General features: G+C 69.6%; 9 protein-coding genes. 5 read left to right on the top strand and 4 right to left on the bottom strand.

Going from position 1 to position 14,639, the window contains the following annotated elements:
• Positions 1-64 precede the first annotated feature (64 nt).
• The gene (locus ACZ56V_RS22225; protein WP_468944560.1) at positions 65-1,090 is read left to right on the top strand and encodes a DUF8189 domain-containing protein; all 1,026 of its coding nucleotides are present in this window, start codon (positions 65-67) and stop codon (positions 1,088-1,090) included.
• Positions 1,091-1,157: 67 nt separating this feature from the next.
• Here ACZ56V_RS22225 and ACZ56V_RS22220 read toward each other — a convergent pair whose 3' ends face one another.
• Positions 1,158-2,273 carry an LCP family protein gene (locus ACZ56V_RS22220; protein WP_467380781.1) on the bottom strand — a complete coding sequence of 372 codons (1,116 nt, stop codon included), beginning with the start codon at positions 2,271-2,273 and terminating at the stop codon, positions 1,158-1,160.
• A 435-nt stretch (positions 2,274-2,708) separates the two neighbouring features.
• On the opposite strand from ACZ56V_RS22220, the gene ACZ56V_RS22215 reads away from it, so the two are divergent.
• Positions 2,709-3,752 (top strand): PLL family lectin, encoded by a 1,044-nt coding sequence (locus ACZ56V_RS22215; protein WP_467380783.1) that lies wholly within the window; start codon positions 2,709-2,711, stop codon positions 3,750-3,752.
• 230 nt (positions 3,753-3,982) lie between these two features.
• Entirely contained in the window at positions 3,983-7,945 is a 3,963-nt protein-coding gene (locus ACZ56V_RS22210) for a bifunctional glycosyltransferase/CDP-glycerol:glycerophosphate glycerophosphotransferase (protein ID WP_468944555.1), read from the top strand.
• A gap of 68 nt (positions 7,946-8,013) precedes the next feature.
• On the opposite strand, the gene ACZ56V_RS22205 is transcribed toward ACZ56V_RS22210, so the two are convergent.
• Complete coding sequence (locus ACZ56V_RS22205; RefSeq protein WP_468944552.1) at positions 8,014-8,925, bottom strand: endonuclease/exonuclease/phosphatase family protein; 912 nt, start codon at positions 8,923-8,925, stop codon at positions 8,014-8,016.
• 353 nt (positions 8,926-9,278) lie between these two features.
• Between ACZ56V_RS22205 and ACZ56V_RS22200 the strand changes: the two genes are divergently transcribed.
• Both ACZ56V_RS22200 and ACZ56V_RS22195 read left to right on the top strand, forming a co-directional pair.
• Positions 9,279-9,557, top strand: coding sequence for a hypothetical protein (locus tag ACZ56V_RS22200; protein WP_398913716.1), 279 nt, complete (start codon positions 9,279-9,281; stop codon positions 9,555-9,557).
• Positions 9,558-9,634: 77 nt separating this feature from the next.
• Entirely contained in the window at positions 9,635-11,122 is a 1,488-nt protein-coding gene (locus ACZ56V_RS22195) for a hypothetical protein (RefSeq protein WP_398913714.1), read from the top strand.
• A gap of 94 nt (positions 11,123-11,216) precedes the next feature.
• Here ACZ56V_RS22195 and ACZ56V_RS22190 read toward each other — a convergent pair whose 3' ends face one another.
• Complete coding sequence (locus ACZ56V_RS22190; RefSeq protein ID WP_398913712.1) at positions 11,217-13,346, bottom strand: 3-hydroxyacyl-CoA dehydrogenase NAD-binding domain-containing protein; 2,130 nt, start codon at positions 13,344-13,346, stop codon at positions 11,217-11,219.
• Positions 13,343-14,560 (bottom strand): thiolase family protein, encoded by a 1,218-nt coding sequence (locus tag ACZ56V_RS22185; RefSeq protein ID WP_468944547.1) that lies wholly within the window; start codon positions 14,558-14,560, stop codon positions 13,343-13,345. The genes ACZ56V_RS22190 and ACZ56V_RS22185 overlap by 4 nt, the downstream gene beginning before the upstream one ends.
• Between the last annotated feature and the right edge of the window lie 79 nt (positions 14,561-14,639).

The raw sequence follows: 14,639 nt of genomic DNA, 5'->3' as shown, positions 1-14,639 counted from the left end.
CCCCCCAGCGCCTTCGGCCGTACCCGACCGACACGGAGCCGACGGTCCCGCTTAGAGTGATGCGGTGAATGGCGACTGGCTTCTCCTCGGCCGCGACGGCCGCCTCAGTGTGTACCTCCCGTCGAACGACGCCGCCCTGTGGCGCGCCGAACGCACGCCCGCGGGCCCCTGGGAGGGCCCGCGCCGCATGGGCGGCGACCAGGAACTGCACCCGGGCGGCCTCGCGGCCGGCCGGGGCCCCGACGGCTACGCCCACCTGGTCGCCTGGCGCCCGACCGGTGCCGACCGCTGTGCCCTGGTGCACACCACGCACTTCCGGCCGCTGCTCGCGCCCCTGGACTGGCAGCCGGCCGGCCACCCCAACAAGCAGGGCGGCCGTACCGGAACCCCCGCCGTCGCGGTCGACGCGCAGGGACGCGCCCATGTCTTCGTCCGCAACGGCGGCGGCGGCATGAGCATGGTGGCCCAGCAGGAGAAGGGCGGCTGGGAGCCCTGGCGGGACCTGAAGGGCCGCGGCGTCCAGGAGTCGCCCGCGGCCGTCACGGCCGACTCCGGCCTGGTCGAGCTGTACGCGCCCGTCGAGGGCGGCATCCTGCACTGGAGCCAGGACAAACCGGGTGCGCGACCGGTGCTGGGGGAGCGCCTCGACGCGGCCGTCCGCCCGGGCACCCTGCGCGCCCTGGCGACCTCCGGGGAGCGCACCACGGTCTTCTTCACCGACGACGACTCCGGTGAGCTGTGCGCCTGGCGCCCCGGTGGCAAACCGACCCCCTTGGTGGCCGCCGCCGGCCCCGGCCCCGTGGCCGCCGTCCGCACCGTCATAGACGGCCACGACTGCACGCTGCTCGCCCAGCGTTCGGCGGCCAGCGGCCGTGTCGCCTTCGCCGCGTACCCCACGGAACTGGAGGAGATGGGCGCGGCCTGGACCGAGTCGGGCCCCGCCCTGCCGTCCGACGCGACCGTCTCCCTGGCCCTGGACACCGACGGCCGCCTGGTGGCGGCGACCCTGTCCCCGTCGTCCGGCCAACTGCTGCTGACCCGCCGGAAGGACGAGGCGGGGCTGGCGCTGGGGGCTTGGGGGGCGGTCTGAGAACGGCGGGAACCGGCGGAGAGGGCCCTGACGGCCTTCTCCCCCTGGTGGACCTACCGGTGGCGGGTCAGGAAGTCTTGCCGCCCGCGGGGGACTTCTTCGCCGACTCCGGGATCTCCTTGTCGCCGCGGATCGCCTTCCACAGCGTGGAGGCCTGCGGCTGAGCGGCCACCACCCGGTTCGGGTCGATCTTGTCGTACGCCACCGGCAGCATGATGGTCTCCATCGTCGACGGGTCGACCCCGTTCAGGCTGCGTCCGAAGTCCGCGAGCGCGGTGAGCGAGGCGAGTTCGGAGTCGGTGGTCAGGGCCGCGGTGAGGGTGTCGGCGATCTTGTACGTCTTGGTCGGGCTGCCCAGGAGGTCCTGCTTCTTGATCTCGCTCAGCAAGGCGATCATGAACTCCTGCTGGAGCCCGATCCGCCCGAGGTCGCTGCCGTCACCGATGCCGTGCCGGGTGCGTACGAAGGCCAGCGAGTCGGTGCCGTTCAGCTTGTGCGTACCGGCCGTCAGGTCGAGCCCGCTGGACTTGTCGTGGATGTCCTGGTCGACGGTGACGGTGACGCCGCCTATCGCGTCCACCAGGTCCTTGAAGCCCGCGAAGTCGATCTCCACGTAGTGGTCCATGCGGACCCCGGACATCTTCTCCACCGTCTTGACCACGCAGGCCGGACCGACCTGCGAGTAGACGGAGTTGAACATCACACGCTCGGCCGAGGCCACCTCGGAGCCGTCCGGCTTGGTGCACTCGGGCCGGGTCACCAGGGTGTCACGCGGGATGCTGACGGCGACGGCCTCCTTGCGCCCCTCGGGGATGTGCATCACCAGCGCCGTGTCCGAACGGGCCCCCGCGACCTTGCCGGTGTTCAGTCCGGCGTTGTCGCCCGCGCGCGAGTCGGAACCGAGGATCAGGATGTTCTGCCCGGAGGTGGGGAGCTTCTCCGGCCGGTCCTTGCCGATCGCGTCGTTGATGTCGACGCCGTCGATGTTGCCGTTGAGGTCGCGGTACAGGTAATACCCGTAGCCACCCGCGGCGAGTACGAGCAGGAGCAGGACGACGAGGGTGATGCGCCCCCAGCGCCGCTTGCGCTTCCTGGACCCGCGGTGCCCGTTGCCGCGCCCGGGCGGCGAGGGGCGGTCCGTCTCCGGGTGGCCGTGGTCGGTCCGGTGGGTGTCGGTGCTCATCCAGCTCGTTCCTCCGTGCCCGCCGGTCGGGCGTGACCGCGAGGCGGTCGGGTCGGGTGGGCCGCGTCGATGCGTTCCAGGTCGTACGACACAGAAGGCCCGCTTGACCGGGGCAGGCACAGGCGCACAGGCGAGGTGCCCGAGATGTGTCATCGGAGGGGGGAGGCCGAGAGGCCACGATGAATCGGACAGGTGCCCGAGAACTATAGACGGCTCGTCACACTTTGGGGAATGTCGGGCGGAGCGGCTGCCCCGTGGGCAGGTCCCGGCCGTGTGGAGACGGCTCGAAGAACAAGTGAACGGTCGGCGTATGATGTTCCGGATTTTCGTAGACCCCCAGGTGGGGAACGCGTTGACACCAGGAAGGTGCACCAGGCTATGCGGAGAAGGTCGGCAGGCCCCGCGAGCCGCACGGACGAGCAACAGCAAGGGCCGGTGGCCCGAGCGGCCCACGGCGACTGGCTGACTCTCGGCCGTGACGGGCGGCTCAGCCTCTATGCCGTCACCGACGGAGGTCTGCTGCGCTGGACCGAGACAGCGGTCGGCGGCCCCTCCTGGAGCGGTCCGCACTTCGTCGCGGTGGAAGCGCTCACGCATCTCACCGTGGCGCAGGGCGCGAACCGGTATGTGCATTTCCTCGCCCGCAGGGACCGGAATCATTCCAGCGGTCAGCGCGTCGTCGACATCGCCCACGCGATCCAGTACCAGACCGGACTGGCCTTCACCGACTGGTTCTCCATAGGCAACCCGCACTACAAGCACTGGGACCAGGGCTGGGAGATCGGCCCGCCCGCCGCGGCCGTGGCCCGGGACGGCACCGTGCACGTCTTCGTGCGCAACGCGCAGGGCGGGCTGTCCCTGCGCCGCGAGAGCCCGAACGGCAAGTGGAAGTTGTGGGAGAACCTGGGCGGCGTCGGCCTGGACGCCCGGGCCACCCCGGTGGCGCTCGGCAGCGGGCGGCTCGAGGTGTGCTCCGCGGCCGAGTCGGGTCTGTTCGTCTGGCGTCAGACCGCGCCCGGCAAGGACTTCGAGCAGCCCAGTGGATTCGCGCTGAACCCGGTGCCCGGTACGGCGGCCGCCCTGGAGACGGGGCCGGACAGGGCCACCTATCTGTGGGCGGACGCCAGGCTCGGAGGGACCGCGGCCTGGCGGCAGGGCGGCTGGCCCATGCCTCTCGGCGGCGCTGCGACGCAGGGAGGGTACGCGGTGCTGCGCGCACCGGTCGACGGCTACGACTGCACGGTGGTCGCGTGCCGGGGTGACGGCGAGTCCGTCCTGCTCGGCATGGGCGGCACCGAGAACGAGCAGGCCGGCTTCTGGTGGCAGTCCCTGGACGAGCCCTGCCAGGGCTCCCCTGCGCTGGCCCGGGACGGTCACGGCCGGATCGTCATGGTCCTGATCGATCCGCGGGGCTTCCCGAAAGTGGCCCGTCAGGAGAGCGGATCGGGGCTCTCGCTGTCGCCCTGGAGCAGAATCTGAAAGCGGAACGGCCATGCCTCACAACGGTTACGCCAAGGTGACCGCAAAGGGTTGTAATGATGTACAACACATTGATCACTCTTGACCGTCTCTAAGCTACGTATAAGATGTGAATGACTTGTGACGGGGGGTGTCTGACGTGCGAAAACGTCACAAGTGAACATCGGTGCCAAGGCTGCCAACGTTTTCTGGCGCTCTTGGGGGGCGAAATGTCTTGGTAGGAGCGAGAGTTGGCGGATCACCCGCGTCTGAGCGTTGTCGTCCCTTTTCAGGATGTCGAGATCTACCTCGCCGAGTGCCTGGAGTCGATCGCACGCCAGTCGTTCCGTGACTTCGAGGTCATCCTGGTCGACGACGGCTCGACCGACAGCTCCACCAGGATCGCGGCCGACTTCTGCGCCGCGGACCCACGCTTCCGCCTCGTCCGCCAGGGGTCGCACGGTCCCGGCCACGCTCGCAACACCGGCCTGCGCGCCATGCACCCCCAGGGCGAGTTCCTGGCCTTCGTCGACGGCGACGACGTCATTCCCGAGTACGCGTACGAACTGCTGGTCCGCACCCTTGAGGAGTCCGGCTCGGACTTCGTCTCCGGCAACGTGCAGATGATGAACTCCACCAAGAAGTGGCAGTCGCCCCTGCACAAGGGCCCCATGCAGAAGAACCGGCGCGGGACCCACATCACCCGGTTCGAGGCGCTGATCTACGACCGCACCGTCTGGAACAAGTTGTTCCGGCGGTCCTTCTGGGACTACCACTACATAGAGTTCCCCGAGGGCGTCATGTACGAGGACTCCTGGGTCAACATGTTCGCCCACTTCCGCGCCGAGAAGGTCGATGTCATCACGGACATCGTCTACTTCTGGCGGCGGCGCGAGGGCGGCGCCGCGCCCTCCATCACGCAGCGCCACACCGAACTGTCCAACCTGCGGGACCGGGTGGCGGCCGTGCAGTCGGTGAGCCGCTTCCTGGCCGAGCGGCGCTCCAAGCTGTACGTCGACAGCAAGCGGAAGTACGACCTGGCCTGCCTCAAGTCCGATCTCATGCTGCACCTCAAGGTGCTGCCGGACGCCGACGAGGAGTACCAGAACTGCTTCATGCAGTGGGCCAACGAGTTCCTCGACGAGTGCGACATCAGCGTCATCGACGAACTCCCCGCCGACGCCCGGGTGAAGTGGCTCATGGTCTACGAGGGGCGGCTGCCCGAGCTCCTCGATGTCATCGAGTTCGAGCGCAAGGGCGGCCCGATGCCCGTCCAGCGCCGATTCCACCGCTACCTCAAGTACCCCCACCTGGGCGACCGCAGCCTCGGACTCGACAAGAAGGCCTACCGGCTCGACAAGGAACTCTCCCTGCACGGTTCGCTCTCCGACGCGGCATGGGACGGCGACCAGCTCCGGCTGACCGGCACCGCGTACGTCCGCTTCATCAACGTGCACAAGAAGCACATGTCGGTGAAGGCCCTGGCCCTGCGGAACAAGAAGCAGAAGCGGATGGTCGTCGCCGCGGCGAAGACCACCTACGCCCCGCAGGCCACCGAGCGGTCCAACCAGAATCGTTACTGCTACGACTGGGCCGGGTTCGAGGCCCGCTTCGACATCAACCGCCTCAAGCGGAAGGGCCAGTGGGTCGAAGGGACCTGGGACGTCGCCACCGGCGTACTCAGCCGAGGACTGTTCCGCTACCGGGGCATCGACCGGGGCGGCGCGGGCACCGCCGCCAATCCGCCCTACCGGTACGTCGACAAGAACACCCGGGTCCTGCCCGTCTTCTTGCAGGGCAAGCTCAAGGTCCGGGTGGAGACAGTGCGTTGCCGGATCACCGGCCACCGCCTCAACGGTGAGCACCTGGAGCTGCGCGGCGTCTACCTCGGTCCCAAGGTGCCCGAGTGGGGCAAGCTGCGGGTGGCCAGCCTGAGCGGGTCCGGACAGGCGGAGGGCAAAGTCTGGTTCACCCCGGGCGGAGAGGGCTGGTGCACCTTCGCGGCCCGGCTCCCGCTGCGTTCCCTGGTACCCGGCTTCCGTGCGGGAGCACAGGCGGGCCAGGAGATCCCGAAGTCCTGGAGCATGGGCAGCAACGGCTGGAAGACCACCTTCCACGTCGAGGGCCGCAAGATGACCATGTATCCGGTCATGGCGGAGGACACCCCCGACGGGCACTACCGCATGCCGCAGAGTCTCCAGACGCGGGAGGGTGACCGAGAGATCGTCGTCCACCGCAACGGCTCGGGCTACCTCGTGCTGTTCGAGCGCGCGACCCTGCCCATGGCGACGGCTCTGGTGTGGCAGGAGGACGGTTCCCTGGTGCTGCACGGCCGCTACGCCGCCGCCGACCGGCTGTCCGCCGAGGAATACCGGGCGGCGCACATCGTGGTCCGCTCGCGTGCGCACGGAGCGGAGCGCACGGTGCCGCTGCAGTGGAACGGAGCCGAGTTCCGCTGCGTCCTCGCCCCCGACGCCATGCGTACCCTGGCCGGTGACATCCCCCTCGCCGCCGGCCGCTGGGACTTCTTCCTCCGCCGTCAGGACCTCTCGGCCGTCGCCAGAGAGGACCGCCTCGAGGACCTGATGGTGAAGATCGACCAGGGGCTCATCCGGGAATTCCCCCGCGAGTACGAGAACAACGAGCGCAGATACGAGGTCCAGGCGGAGGCCTGGGACCGCCTCTCCCTGCTCGTCCACTCCGCCATGCCCGACGAGGCCCGGGGGCCGTACCGTCAGAAGCTGCTGCGTACCAAGGCCTATCCGGCGGCCCGCAAGTCACAGGTGCGGTCCGCGATCCTCTACGACGCCTTCAAGGGCACCCAGTACTCCGACAGCCCCCGCGCTCTGCACGAGGAACTGGTACGACGGCGCGTCCCCCTCGATCACCTGTGGGTGGTCCGCGACGACCAGGTCCAGGTGCCCCCCACGGCGACCCCGGTCCGCATGTGGTCGCCCGAGTGGTACGAGGCGCTCGCCACCAGCGCGTACGTCGTCGCCAACAACCACCTGCCCGACTGGTTCGTCAAGCGCGACGGGCAGATCGTCGTGCAGACCTGGCACGGCACCCCGCTGAAGAAGATCGGCCACGACATCGAGGCCATCCACTTCGCCGACCAGCGCTACCTGGAGCGGGTCGAGAAGGAGGTCCAGAACTGGGACTTCCTGGTCTCGCCCAACAGCTTCTCCACACCCATCCTCAAGCGTGCCTTCGGCTTCCCCGGGGAGATGGTGGAGAGCGGCTATCCGCGCAACGACATCCTCCGAAGATCCGGCACGGCGGACCGCGAGCGGGAGATCCGGCGCCGCATCGGTCTGCCCGAGGGCAAGCGCGTCGTCATGTACGCCCCCACATGGCGTGACGACCAGTTCTACGCGCCCGGCAAGTACAAACTCGACTTCCGCATCGACCTCGAGGACGCCCGTGCCCGCCTCGGCGCCGATCACGTCCTCATGGTCCGCCGCCACCCCAACGTGGTGGACCCGGTGCCGGGCGCCGGAGACGGCTTCGTCTTCGACGTCTCCGACTATCCGGACATGGCCGACCTGTCCCTGATCACCGATGTGATGATCACGGACTACTCGTCCTTGATGTTCGACTACGTCAACACCGGGCGTCCGATTCTCTTCTTCACCTACGACCTGGATCACTACCGGGACACCCTGCGCGGCTTCTACTTCGACTTCGCGAACAGCGCGCCGGGACCGCTGGTGGACACCTCCGAGAAACTGATCACCGCGATCCGTCACATCGACCGGATCCAGTCGGCCTATGCCGAGCGTTACCGGTGGTTCCAGAACGAGTTCTGCGACCTCGACGACGGCTACGCCGCCGCGCGGCTCGCCGACCGGATGCTGCTGGCGGGCGGTGACCTGACGCCGGAGGACGCGCGGGCGCCCCGTGTCGGCACCGTGGACACACGGCGCTCCGCACGCCCGATGACGCCCCTCACGGACAACGGGCAGTGGCACGCCAGCCCCCCGGCCATGACCGGGGCGTACCGGCAGGACGCCGGACCGCAGGGCACGGGACACCAGGGGGCCGGCCCGGGACACCCGGTGCAGCGCAGGGCTTTGGGGCAGGCCGCGCCCCAGCGGCAGTTGCCGCAAGGCGTTCCGCTGGGTTCCGTCCCCCGGCAGCCGGTGGCACAGCAGGGGCGCCCCCGGCCGGTCTCGCCGCCGGAGGGCCGGACGTACGAAGGCGTGATCGTGTGATGGCTTCGGCTCCGGTCCAGGCGGGCCCGCCCGGGTACTCGCCACCGGGGTTCCGCCCGGCCGGCGGGTCAGCCGGTGCGCACCTCGAGCAGGAGTGCCCGGTGGTCGGACGTACCGGTGTTCCGTACCGTGCAGGAGATTCTCGGCAGCCCGGTGAACAGGTAGTCCAGTTTGTGGCCCGAGGCGTGGGTGGGCCGTGCCGGGTACGACGACGGGGAGTTCTGGTCGCACTCCCGGTAGGCGTGGTAGGCGGCGCTCGGCCACACCCAGGCCGCAGGGTTGCGTGCGCCCGGCGGAGCCAGGTTGAAGTCCCCGCCGAAAACGGTCCGTTGCTTCGGAACCGCCGCCACGAGGGCCTTCAACTGGTCGTCGCGGTACTCCCAGGAGGGGTGCGCCGGGTCACCGTCCGGCAGCGTGAGATGGGCGACGCACACCCGTATGTCCGGGCCGGCGACCGTGGCGCAGAGGATTCCGCGCCGCAGTCCGGCGACGGGCTGCGGGGAAGGTACCGCTCTGACCGAGGTCAGGGGGTGGGCCGACAGAACCGCGAATCCCGCGGACCCGCGGCTGTTTCCCGTGCACCGCACCGGAGCGGTCCTTCCCGCCCGGTCGCGGGAGGCGTAGGGCCGGAACGCGAGATGCCAGGAGGAGCCGAGACTCCGCCGCGCGCGTTCGAGATCCCCGGAGCATGTCTCCTGCAGCAGCAGGACACGGGCCCCGTCGGCCGTGACCAGTCGCCGCAGCGCGGACTCCTTGGCGGCCGGGCTGCCGGTTTCCGAGCAGTTCCACTGCCTTACGCCGCACATGTTCCAGGTGGCCACGGTCAGTGTGCCGCCTGCCCCGTGAGCCGGGGCCGGACTCGTCGCGGAGCGCACCACCGGCACCGTGACGACGAGCGCCAGTACCAACGCCGTGATCGCGCCGATGAGTCCGCGTCGCCGGAGGCCGCGCCTCGCCGGTGGCCGGTCTGCCGGAATCATCCGGGCATCATGCCTGGTGAGGTGATCGTTTGCCAAAGCGGCGGACTGCACGGTCCGCCGGCATCCGTCACTCGTCGCGGCGCGGTCCTGGCGGCACCCCTCGTAGTGAACTTCAGGAAACGGGACGCGCACCATGGCTGAATCCGCGAAGAAGGGGCGCGCCGTACTCAAGGGGATAGACGCCTCCGGTCCCGTTCCCGTCGAGTACCGGTTCGCCCACTCCAAGGGCGGCAATCGGCACCTCACGGTGGTGTTCGCCAACCTCTCGTTCGACGGCGGCAACACCTATTACCTCTGCGCGGGCATGGAATTCTCCGTCGAGAAGTCGGTGATCGGACTCGTCCGTGGTGCGGATGCCGGAGGCGCACCAGCGACTGCCCGAGACGGTCCGGTTCGCCGGACTCGCCGCAGGTGCGGTGAGCGTGGGCCTGCGTGAAGGCGGCTACGCCCTGGGGACGTGCCCGGTGGCTGCCGACGGCACCTGGCTGTGGGACGCCGGTGGGGCCTGGCCCGAGGGAGCGCACGTCGTAGAGATCTTCGCCGTTGACGCGGTCGGACAGGAGTCCGCGCCCGTACCGGTGCCCTTCACGGTCGTGCGTGCCCAGGCCGGGGCCGTGACGTACGGGCTCTGACCTCCCCGAGGCCGGTTCCCGTGGGCCGGTGCTTCGGAGCCGGCATTCAGATGGAAGTACAGGAAGTGGAGACCGCAATGCCCAGCCCAGCAAAGAAGGGGCGGGAACTGATCCAGGGCGTCGATGCTTCGGGGACGTTTCCCGTTCAGTACCGCTTCGCCCATGCCAAGGGCGGCAACCGCCACTTGGTGGTCGTCTTCGCCAACTTCGCGGTGCCGGAGGACTACGGGTGGTCGAACGGTGTGTTCGACCCCGTCAGGGCGAACGTGCTCTGGATCAAGGACAGGTTCGACGGCCACAACTCGTACTACCTGTGCAAGGGGATGGACTTCTCGTTGGAGAACTCCGTCGCGGGCCTCATCTTCAGGGTGATGGAGGCCCTGGGCCTCACGCGTGACGACGTCACCATGTGGGGCGGCTCGAAGGGCGGCAGCGCTGCCCTGTACTTCGGTCTGCGCTACGGCTTCCGGAACATCGTCTCGCTCGTTCCCCAGTTCCTGATCGGCACCTACGTCCAGAAGGTGCATCCCAAGGTGGCCACGTTCATGTTGGGGGAGGGCGTGCCCGAGCAGAACGTGCGGGCCGTCGACGCGGTCATTCCCGACCTCGTCCGGTCGGAGGTCAACCGGACCGCGAACATCTATCTGCTGTCGTCGCCGCAGGACGAGCAGTACCCCGAGCAGGTGGAACCGTTCCTCGGGCTTTTCCAGCGCTACGAGAACTTCAACTTCGTCTTCAGCGATTCGCCCTACATCACGGAACACTCGCAGGTCACCAGGCGCAACGTGCCCTTCCTCATGGGGCTGGTGAACATGCTGGCGGACGGCATCGCACCGCGCCTGGGCATGGTGCGCAACGGTTACGAGCAACCCGACCGCGACCGGTCGGGCATCGATGCCTACCTTGCCGCCACGTCCGTGGTGAAGAGCGCCGACGTCTTCCCGCCGCCGCTGGTCACCGGCCCGGCGCAGCACTCCCAGGTCCCCCGCTCCGGGCCGCGCTTCACGGGTACCGCGCAGGGAGCGGAACGGGTCAGTGTGTGGGAGCACGGGCGGTTCCTCGGGCAGACGAACGTCGCGGCGGACGGCACCTGGTCGTGGGAACTGGGCCGGGCCTGGTCGCAGGGCAAGCACCTGGTCCGCATCTTCGGGGTGCACGCCGCGGGATTCCAGACCGAGCGGACGGAAGTTCACTTCACGGCGGTGGAAGGCGCGGCGGCGGTGCCCGCTCCGGGGCCTGCGGGGCAGACGCCGCAGGGCGGCCAGGTGCCGCGGGTGGTCGTCTCGGCGCCCGAGGCGTTGCAGCAGGTGGGTCCGGCGGTCGCCTTCCGAGGGTTCGCCGAGGGTGCCGTAGAGGTCCGCTTCTGGGAGAACGGCGTCCTGCTGGGCGCGGCGGCGGTCGGCTCCGACGGCGGCTGGGCCTGGGACTCGGGCTGGCCCTGGGCGGAGGGCATGCACGCGGTCGAGGTACGCCCGGTCGACGGGAACGGCGTCGAGGGATCACCGGCTCCGGCGCAGTTCGCCGTGCTCACCGCCTCGGCTGCCGCCGGGTACTACCGTCCCTAGCCACACTGACGCACGCGACGGCGGTCGGCTGAAAAGGGGCCTGGGCGGCGCGTTCGCGCCGCCCAGGCCCCTCAGGATCCCCGTCGCTCCGCGGCTACGCCGGAACCGACGCCACCCCCGCCTCCAGGAACCGCTTCCCGTTCACCCGCTCCGAGACGCCCTCGCGGTCCAGGTACGGCGTGATGCCGCCCAGGTGGAAGGGCCAGCCGGCGCCGGTGATCAGGCAGAGGTCGATGTCCTGGGCCTCGGCGACGACGCCCTCGTCGAGCATCAGGCCGATCTCCTGGGCCACCGCGTCCAGGACGCGGGCGCGGACCTGCTCCTCCGTCAGGACGGTGTCGCCCTGCTTCAGCAGTGCGGCGACCTCCGGGTCCAGCTCGGGCTTGCCGCTGTCATAGACGTAGAAGCCGCGCTTGCCCGCCTCGACGACCGCCTTCAGGTTCGGGGAGACCGTGAAGCGCTCGGGGAAGGCCCGGTTGAGGGTCTCCGAGACGTGCAGGCCGATCGCGGGGCCGACCAGCTCCAGGAGGACCAGCGGGGACATCGGCAGGCCGAGGGGCTCCACCGCCTTCTCCGCCACCGGCACCGGGGTGCCCTCGTCGATGACGTTCTGGATCTCGCCCATGAAGCGGGTCAGGATCCGGTTGACCACGAACGCCGGGGCGTCCTTGACCAGGACCGCGGTCTTCTTCAGCTTCTTGGCGACGCCGAACGCCGTGGCCAGCGAGGCCTCGTCGGTCTGCTCGCCGCGGACGATCTCCAGCAGGGGGAGGATCGCGACCGGGTTGAAGAAGTGGAAGCCGACGACCCGCTCGGGGTGCTTGAGCTTCGACGCCATCTCCGAGACGGAGAGGGAGGAGGTGTTCGTGGCCAGGATCGCGTGCGCCGGGGCGACCGCCTCGACCTCCGCGAAGACCTTCTGCTTGACGCCCATCTCCTCGAAGACGGCCTCGATCACGAAGTCCGCGTCCGCGAAGCCCTCGGCCTTGTCCAGGACGCCGGTCACCAGGGCCTTGAGGCGGTTGGCCTTGTCCTGGTTGACGCGGCCCTTGCCGAGCAGCTTGTCGATCTCGGCATGGACGTAGCCCACACCCTTGTCGACGCGCTCCTGGTCGATGTCGGTCAGGACGACCGGGACCTCCAGGCGGCGCAGGAAGAGCAGCGCGAGCTGGGAGGCCATCAGGCCGGCGCCGACGACGCCCACCTTGGTGACCGGGCGGGCCAGCGACTTGTCGGGCGCACCCGCCGGGCGCTTGCCGCGCTTCTGGACCAGGTTGAAGGCGTAGATGCCGGAGCGCAGTTCGCCGCCCATGATGAGGTCGGCGAGGGCCTGGTCCTCGGCGTCGTAGCCCTGCTGGAGGTCACCGTTCTTGGCGGCGGCGATGATGTCCAGGGCGCGGTAGGCGGCCGGGGCCGCGCCGTGCACCTTGGAGTCCGCGATGAAGCGGCCCTTGGCGACGGCCTGGTCCCAGGCCTCGCCGCGGTCGATCGCCGGACGCTCGACGGCGAGTTCGCCCTTGAGGACGGACGCCGTCCAGATCAGCGACTGCTCCAGGAAGTCCGCGCCCTCGAAGATCGCGTCCGCGATGCCGAGTTCGTAGACCTGCTCGCCCTTGAGCTGCTTGTTCTGGTTGAGGCTGTTCTCGATGATCACCGAGACGGCCTTGTCGGCGCCGATCAGGTTCGGCAGCAGCGTGCAGCCGCCCCAGCCGGGCACCAGGCCGAGGAAGACCTCGGGGAGGGAGAAGGCCGGGAGGGCCGCCGACACCGTGCGGTAGGTGCAGTGCAGGCCGATCTCCACACCGCCGCCCATGGCCGCGCCGTTGTAGTACGCGAACGACGGCACCGCCAGGTTCGCCAGGCGCTTGAGGACGTCGTGGCCGCCCTTGCCGATGGCCAGCGCGTCCTCGTGCCGCTTCAGCAGCTCGACGCCCTTGAGGTCGGCGCCGACCGCGAAGATGAACGGCTTGCCGGTGACGCCGACGCCGACGATGTCGCCGTCCGCGGCCTCCTTCTCGACCTGGTCGAGGGCGGCGTCGATGTTCGCCAGCGACTGCGGGCCGAGCGTGGTCGGCTTGGTGTGGTCGTGGCCGTTGTCCAGGGTGATGAGGGCGAAGCGCCCAGCGCCCAGGGGCAGGTCGAAGTGGCGTACGTGCGCCTGCGTGACGACCTCGCCGGGGAACAGCTCGGCCGCACCCTTCAGCAGCTCTGCGGTGGTGCTCACTTGTCCCCCTCGAAGTGCGGGTTCTCCCAGATGACCGTCGCGCCCATGCCGAAGCCGACGCACATGGTGGTCAGGCCGTAGCGGACGTTCGGCTGTTCCTCGAACTGGCGGGCCAGCTGCGTCATCAGGCGGACGCCTGACGAGGCCAGCGGGTGACCGAAGGCGATGGCGCCGCCGTACTGGTTGACGCGCGCGTCGTCGTCGGCGATGCCGTAGTGCTCCAGGAAGGCGAGGACCTGGACGGCGAAGGCCTCGTTGATCTCGAACAGGCCGATGTCGTCGATGGACAGACCGGCCTGGGCCAGGGCCTTCTCCGTCGCCGGGATGGGGCCGTAGCCCATGACCTCCGGCTCGACGCCCGCGAAGGAGTACGCGACCAGGCGCATCTTGACCGGCAGGCCGTTCTCACGGGCGAAGTTCTCGCTCGCGATGAGGGAGGCGGTCGCACCGTCGTTCAGACCGGCCGCGTTGCCCGCGGTGACCCGGCCGTGCACGCGGAACGGCGTCTTCAGGCCCGCCAGGTTCTCCAGCGTGGTGCCGGGACGCATCGGCTCGTCGGCGGTGACCAGGCCCCAGCCCGTCTCACCGGCTTCCTCGTTGGTGCGGCGCACCGAGATCGGCACCAGGTCGGCCTGGATCTGGCCGTTGGCGTAGGCCTTGGCGGCCTTCTCCTGCGAGCGCACGGCGTACTCGTCGGCGCGCTGCTTGGTGATGCTCGGGTAGCGGTCGTGCAGGTTCTCCGCGGTCATGCCCATGAACAGGGCGGACTCGTCGACCAGCTTCTCGCTGACGAACCGCGGGTTCGGGTCCACGCCCTCGCCCATCGGGTGGCGGCCCATGTGCTCGACGCCGCCCGCGATGGCGACGTCGTACGCGCCGAAGGCGACGGAGCCGGCCACGGTGGTGACGGCGGTCAGGGCGCCCGCGCACATGCGGTCGATGGAGTAGCCGGGGACCGAGGTGGGCAGGCCCGCCAGGATGCCGGCGGTGCGGCCGATGGTCAGGCCCTGGTCACCGATCTGCGTGGTCGCGGCGACGGCGACCTCGTCGATCTTCTTGGGGTCGAGACCGGGGTTGCGGCGCAGCAGCTCCCGGATCGCCTTCACGACCAGGTCGTCGGCGCGGGTCTCGTGGTAGATGCCCTTCGGGCCCGCCTTGCCGAACGGGGTGCGGACGCCGTCGACGAAGACGACGTCCCTGACGGTACGAGGCACGATGGCTCTCCTCCAGGGTGCGGGATGGCACTGCTGCGGCACGCATGCACTGAGCGCGCGCTCAGTCCCCATGCTACTT

The organism is Streptomyces sp. NPDC034099 (genome assembly GCF_055575415.1).
This window is presented reverse-complemented; position numbering and strand designations above follow the sequence as displayed.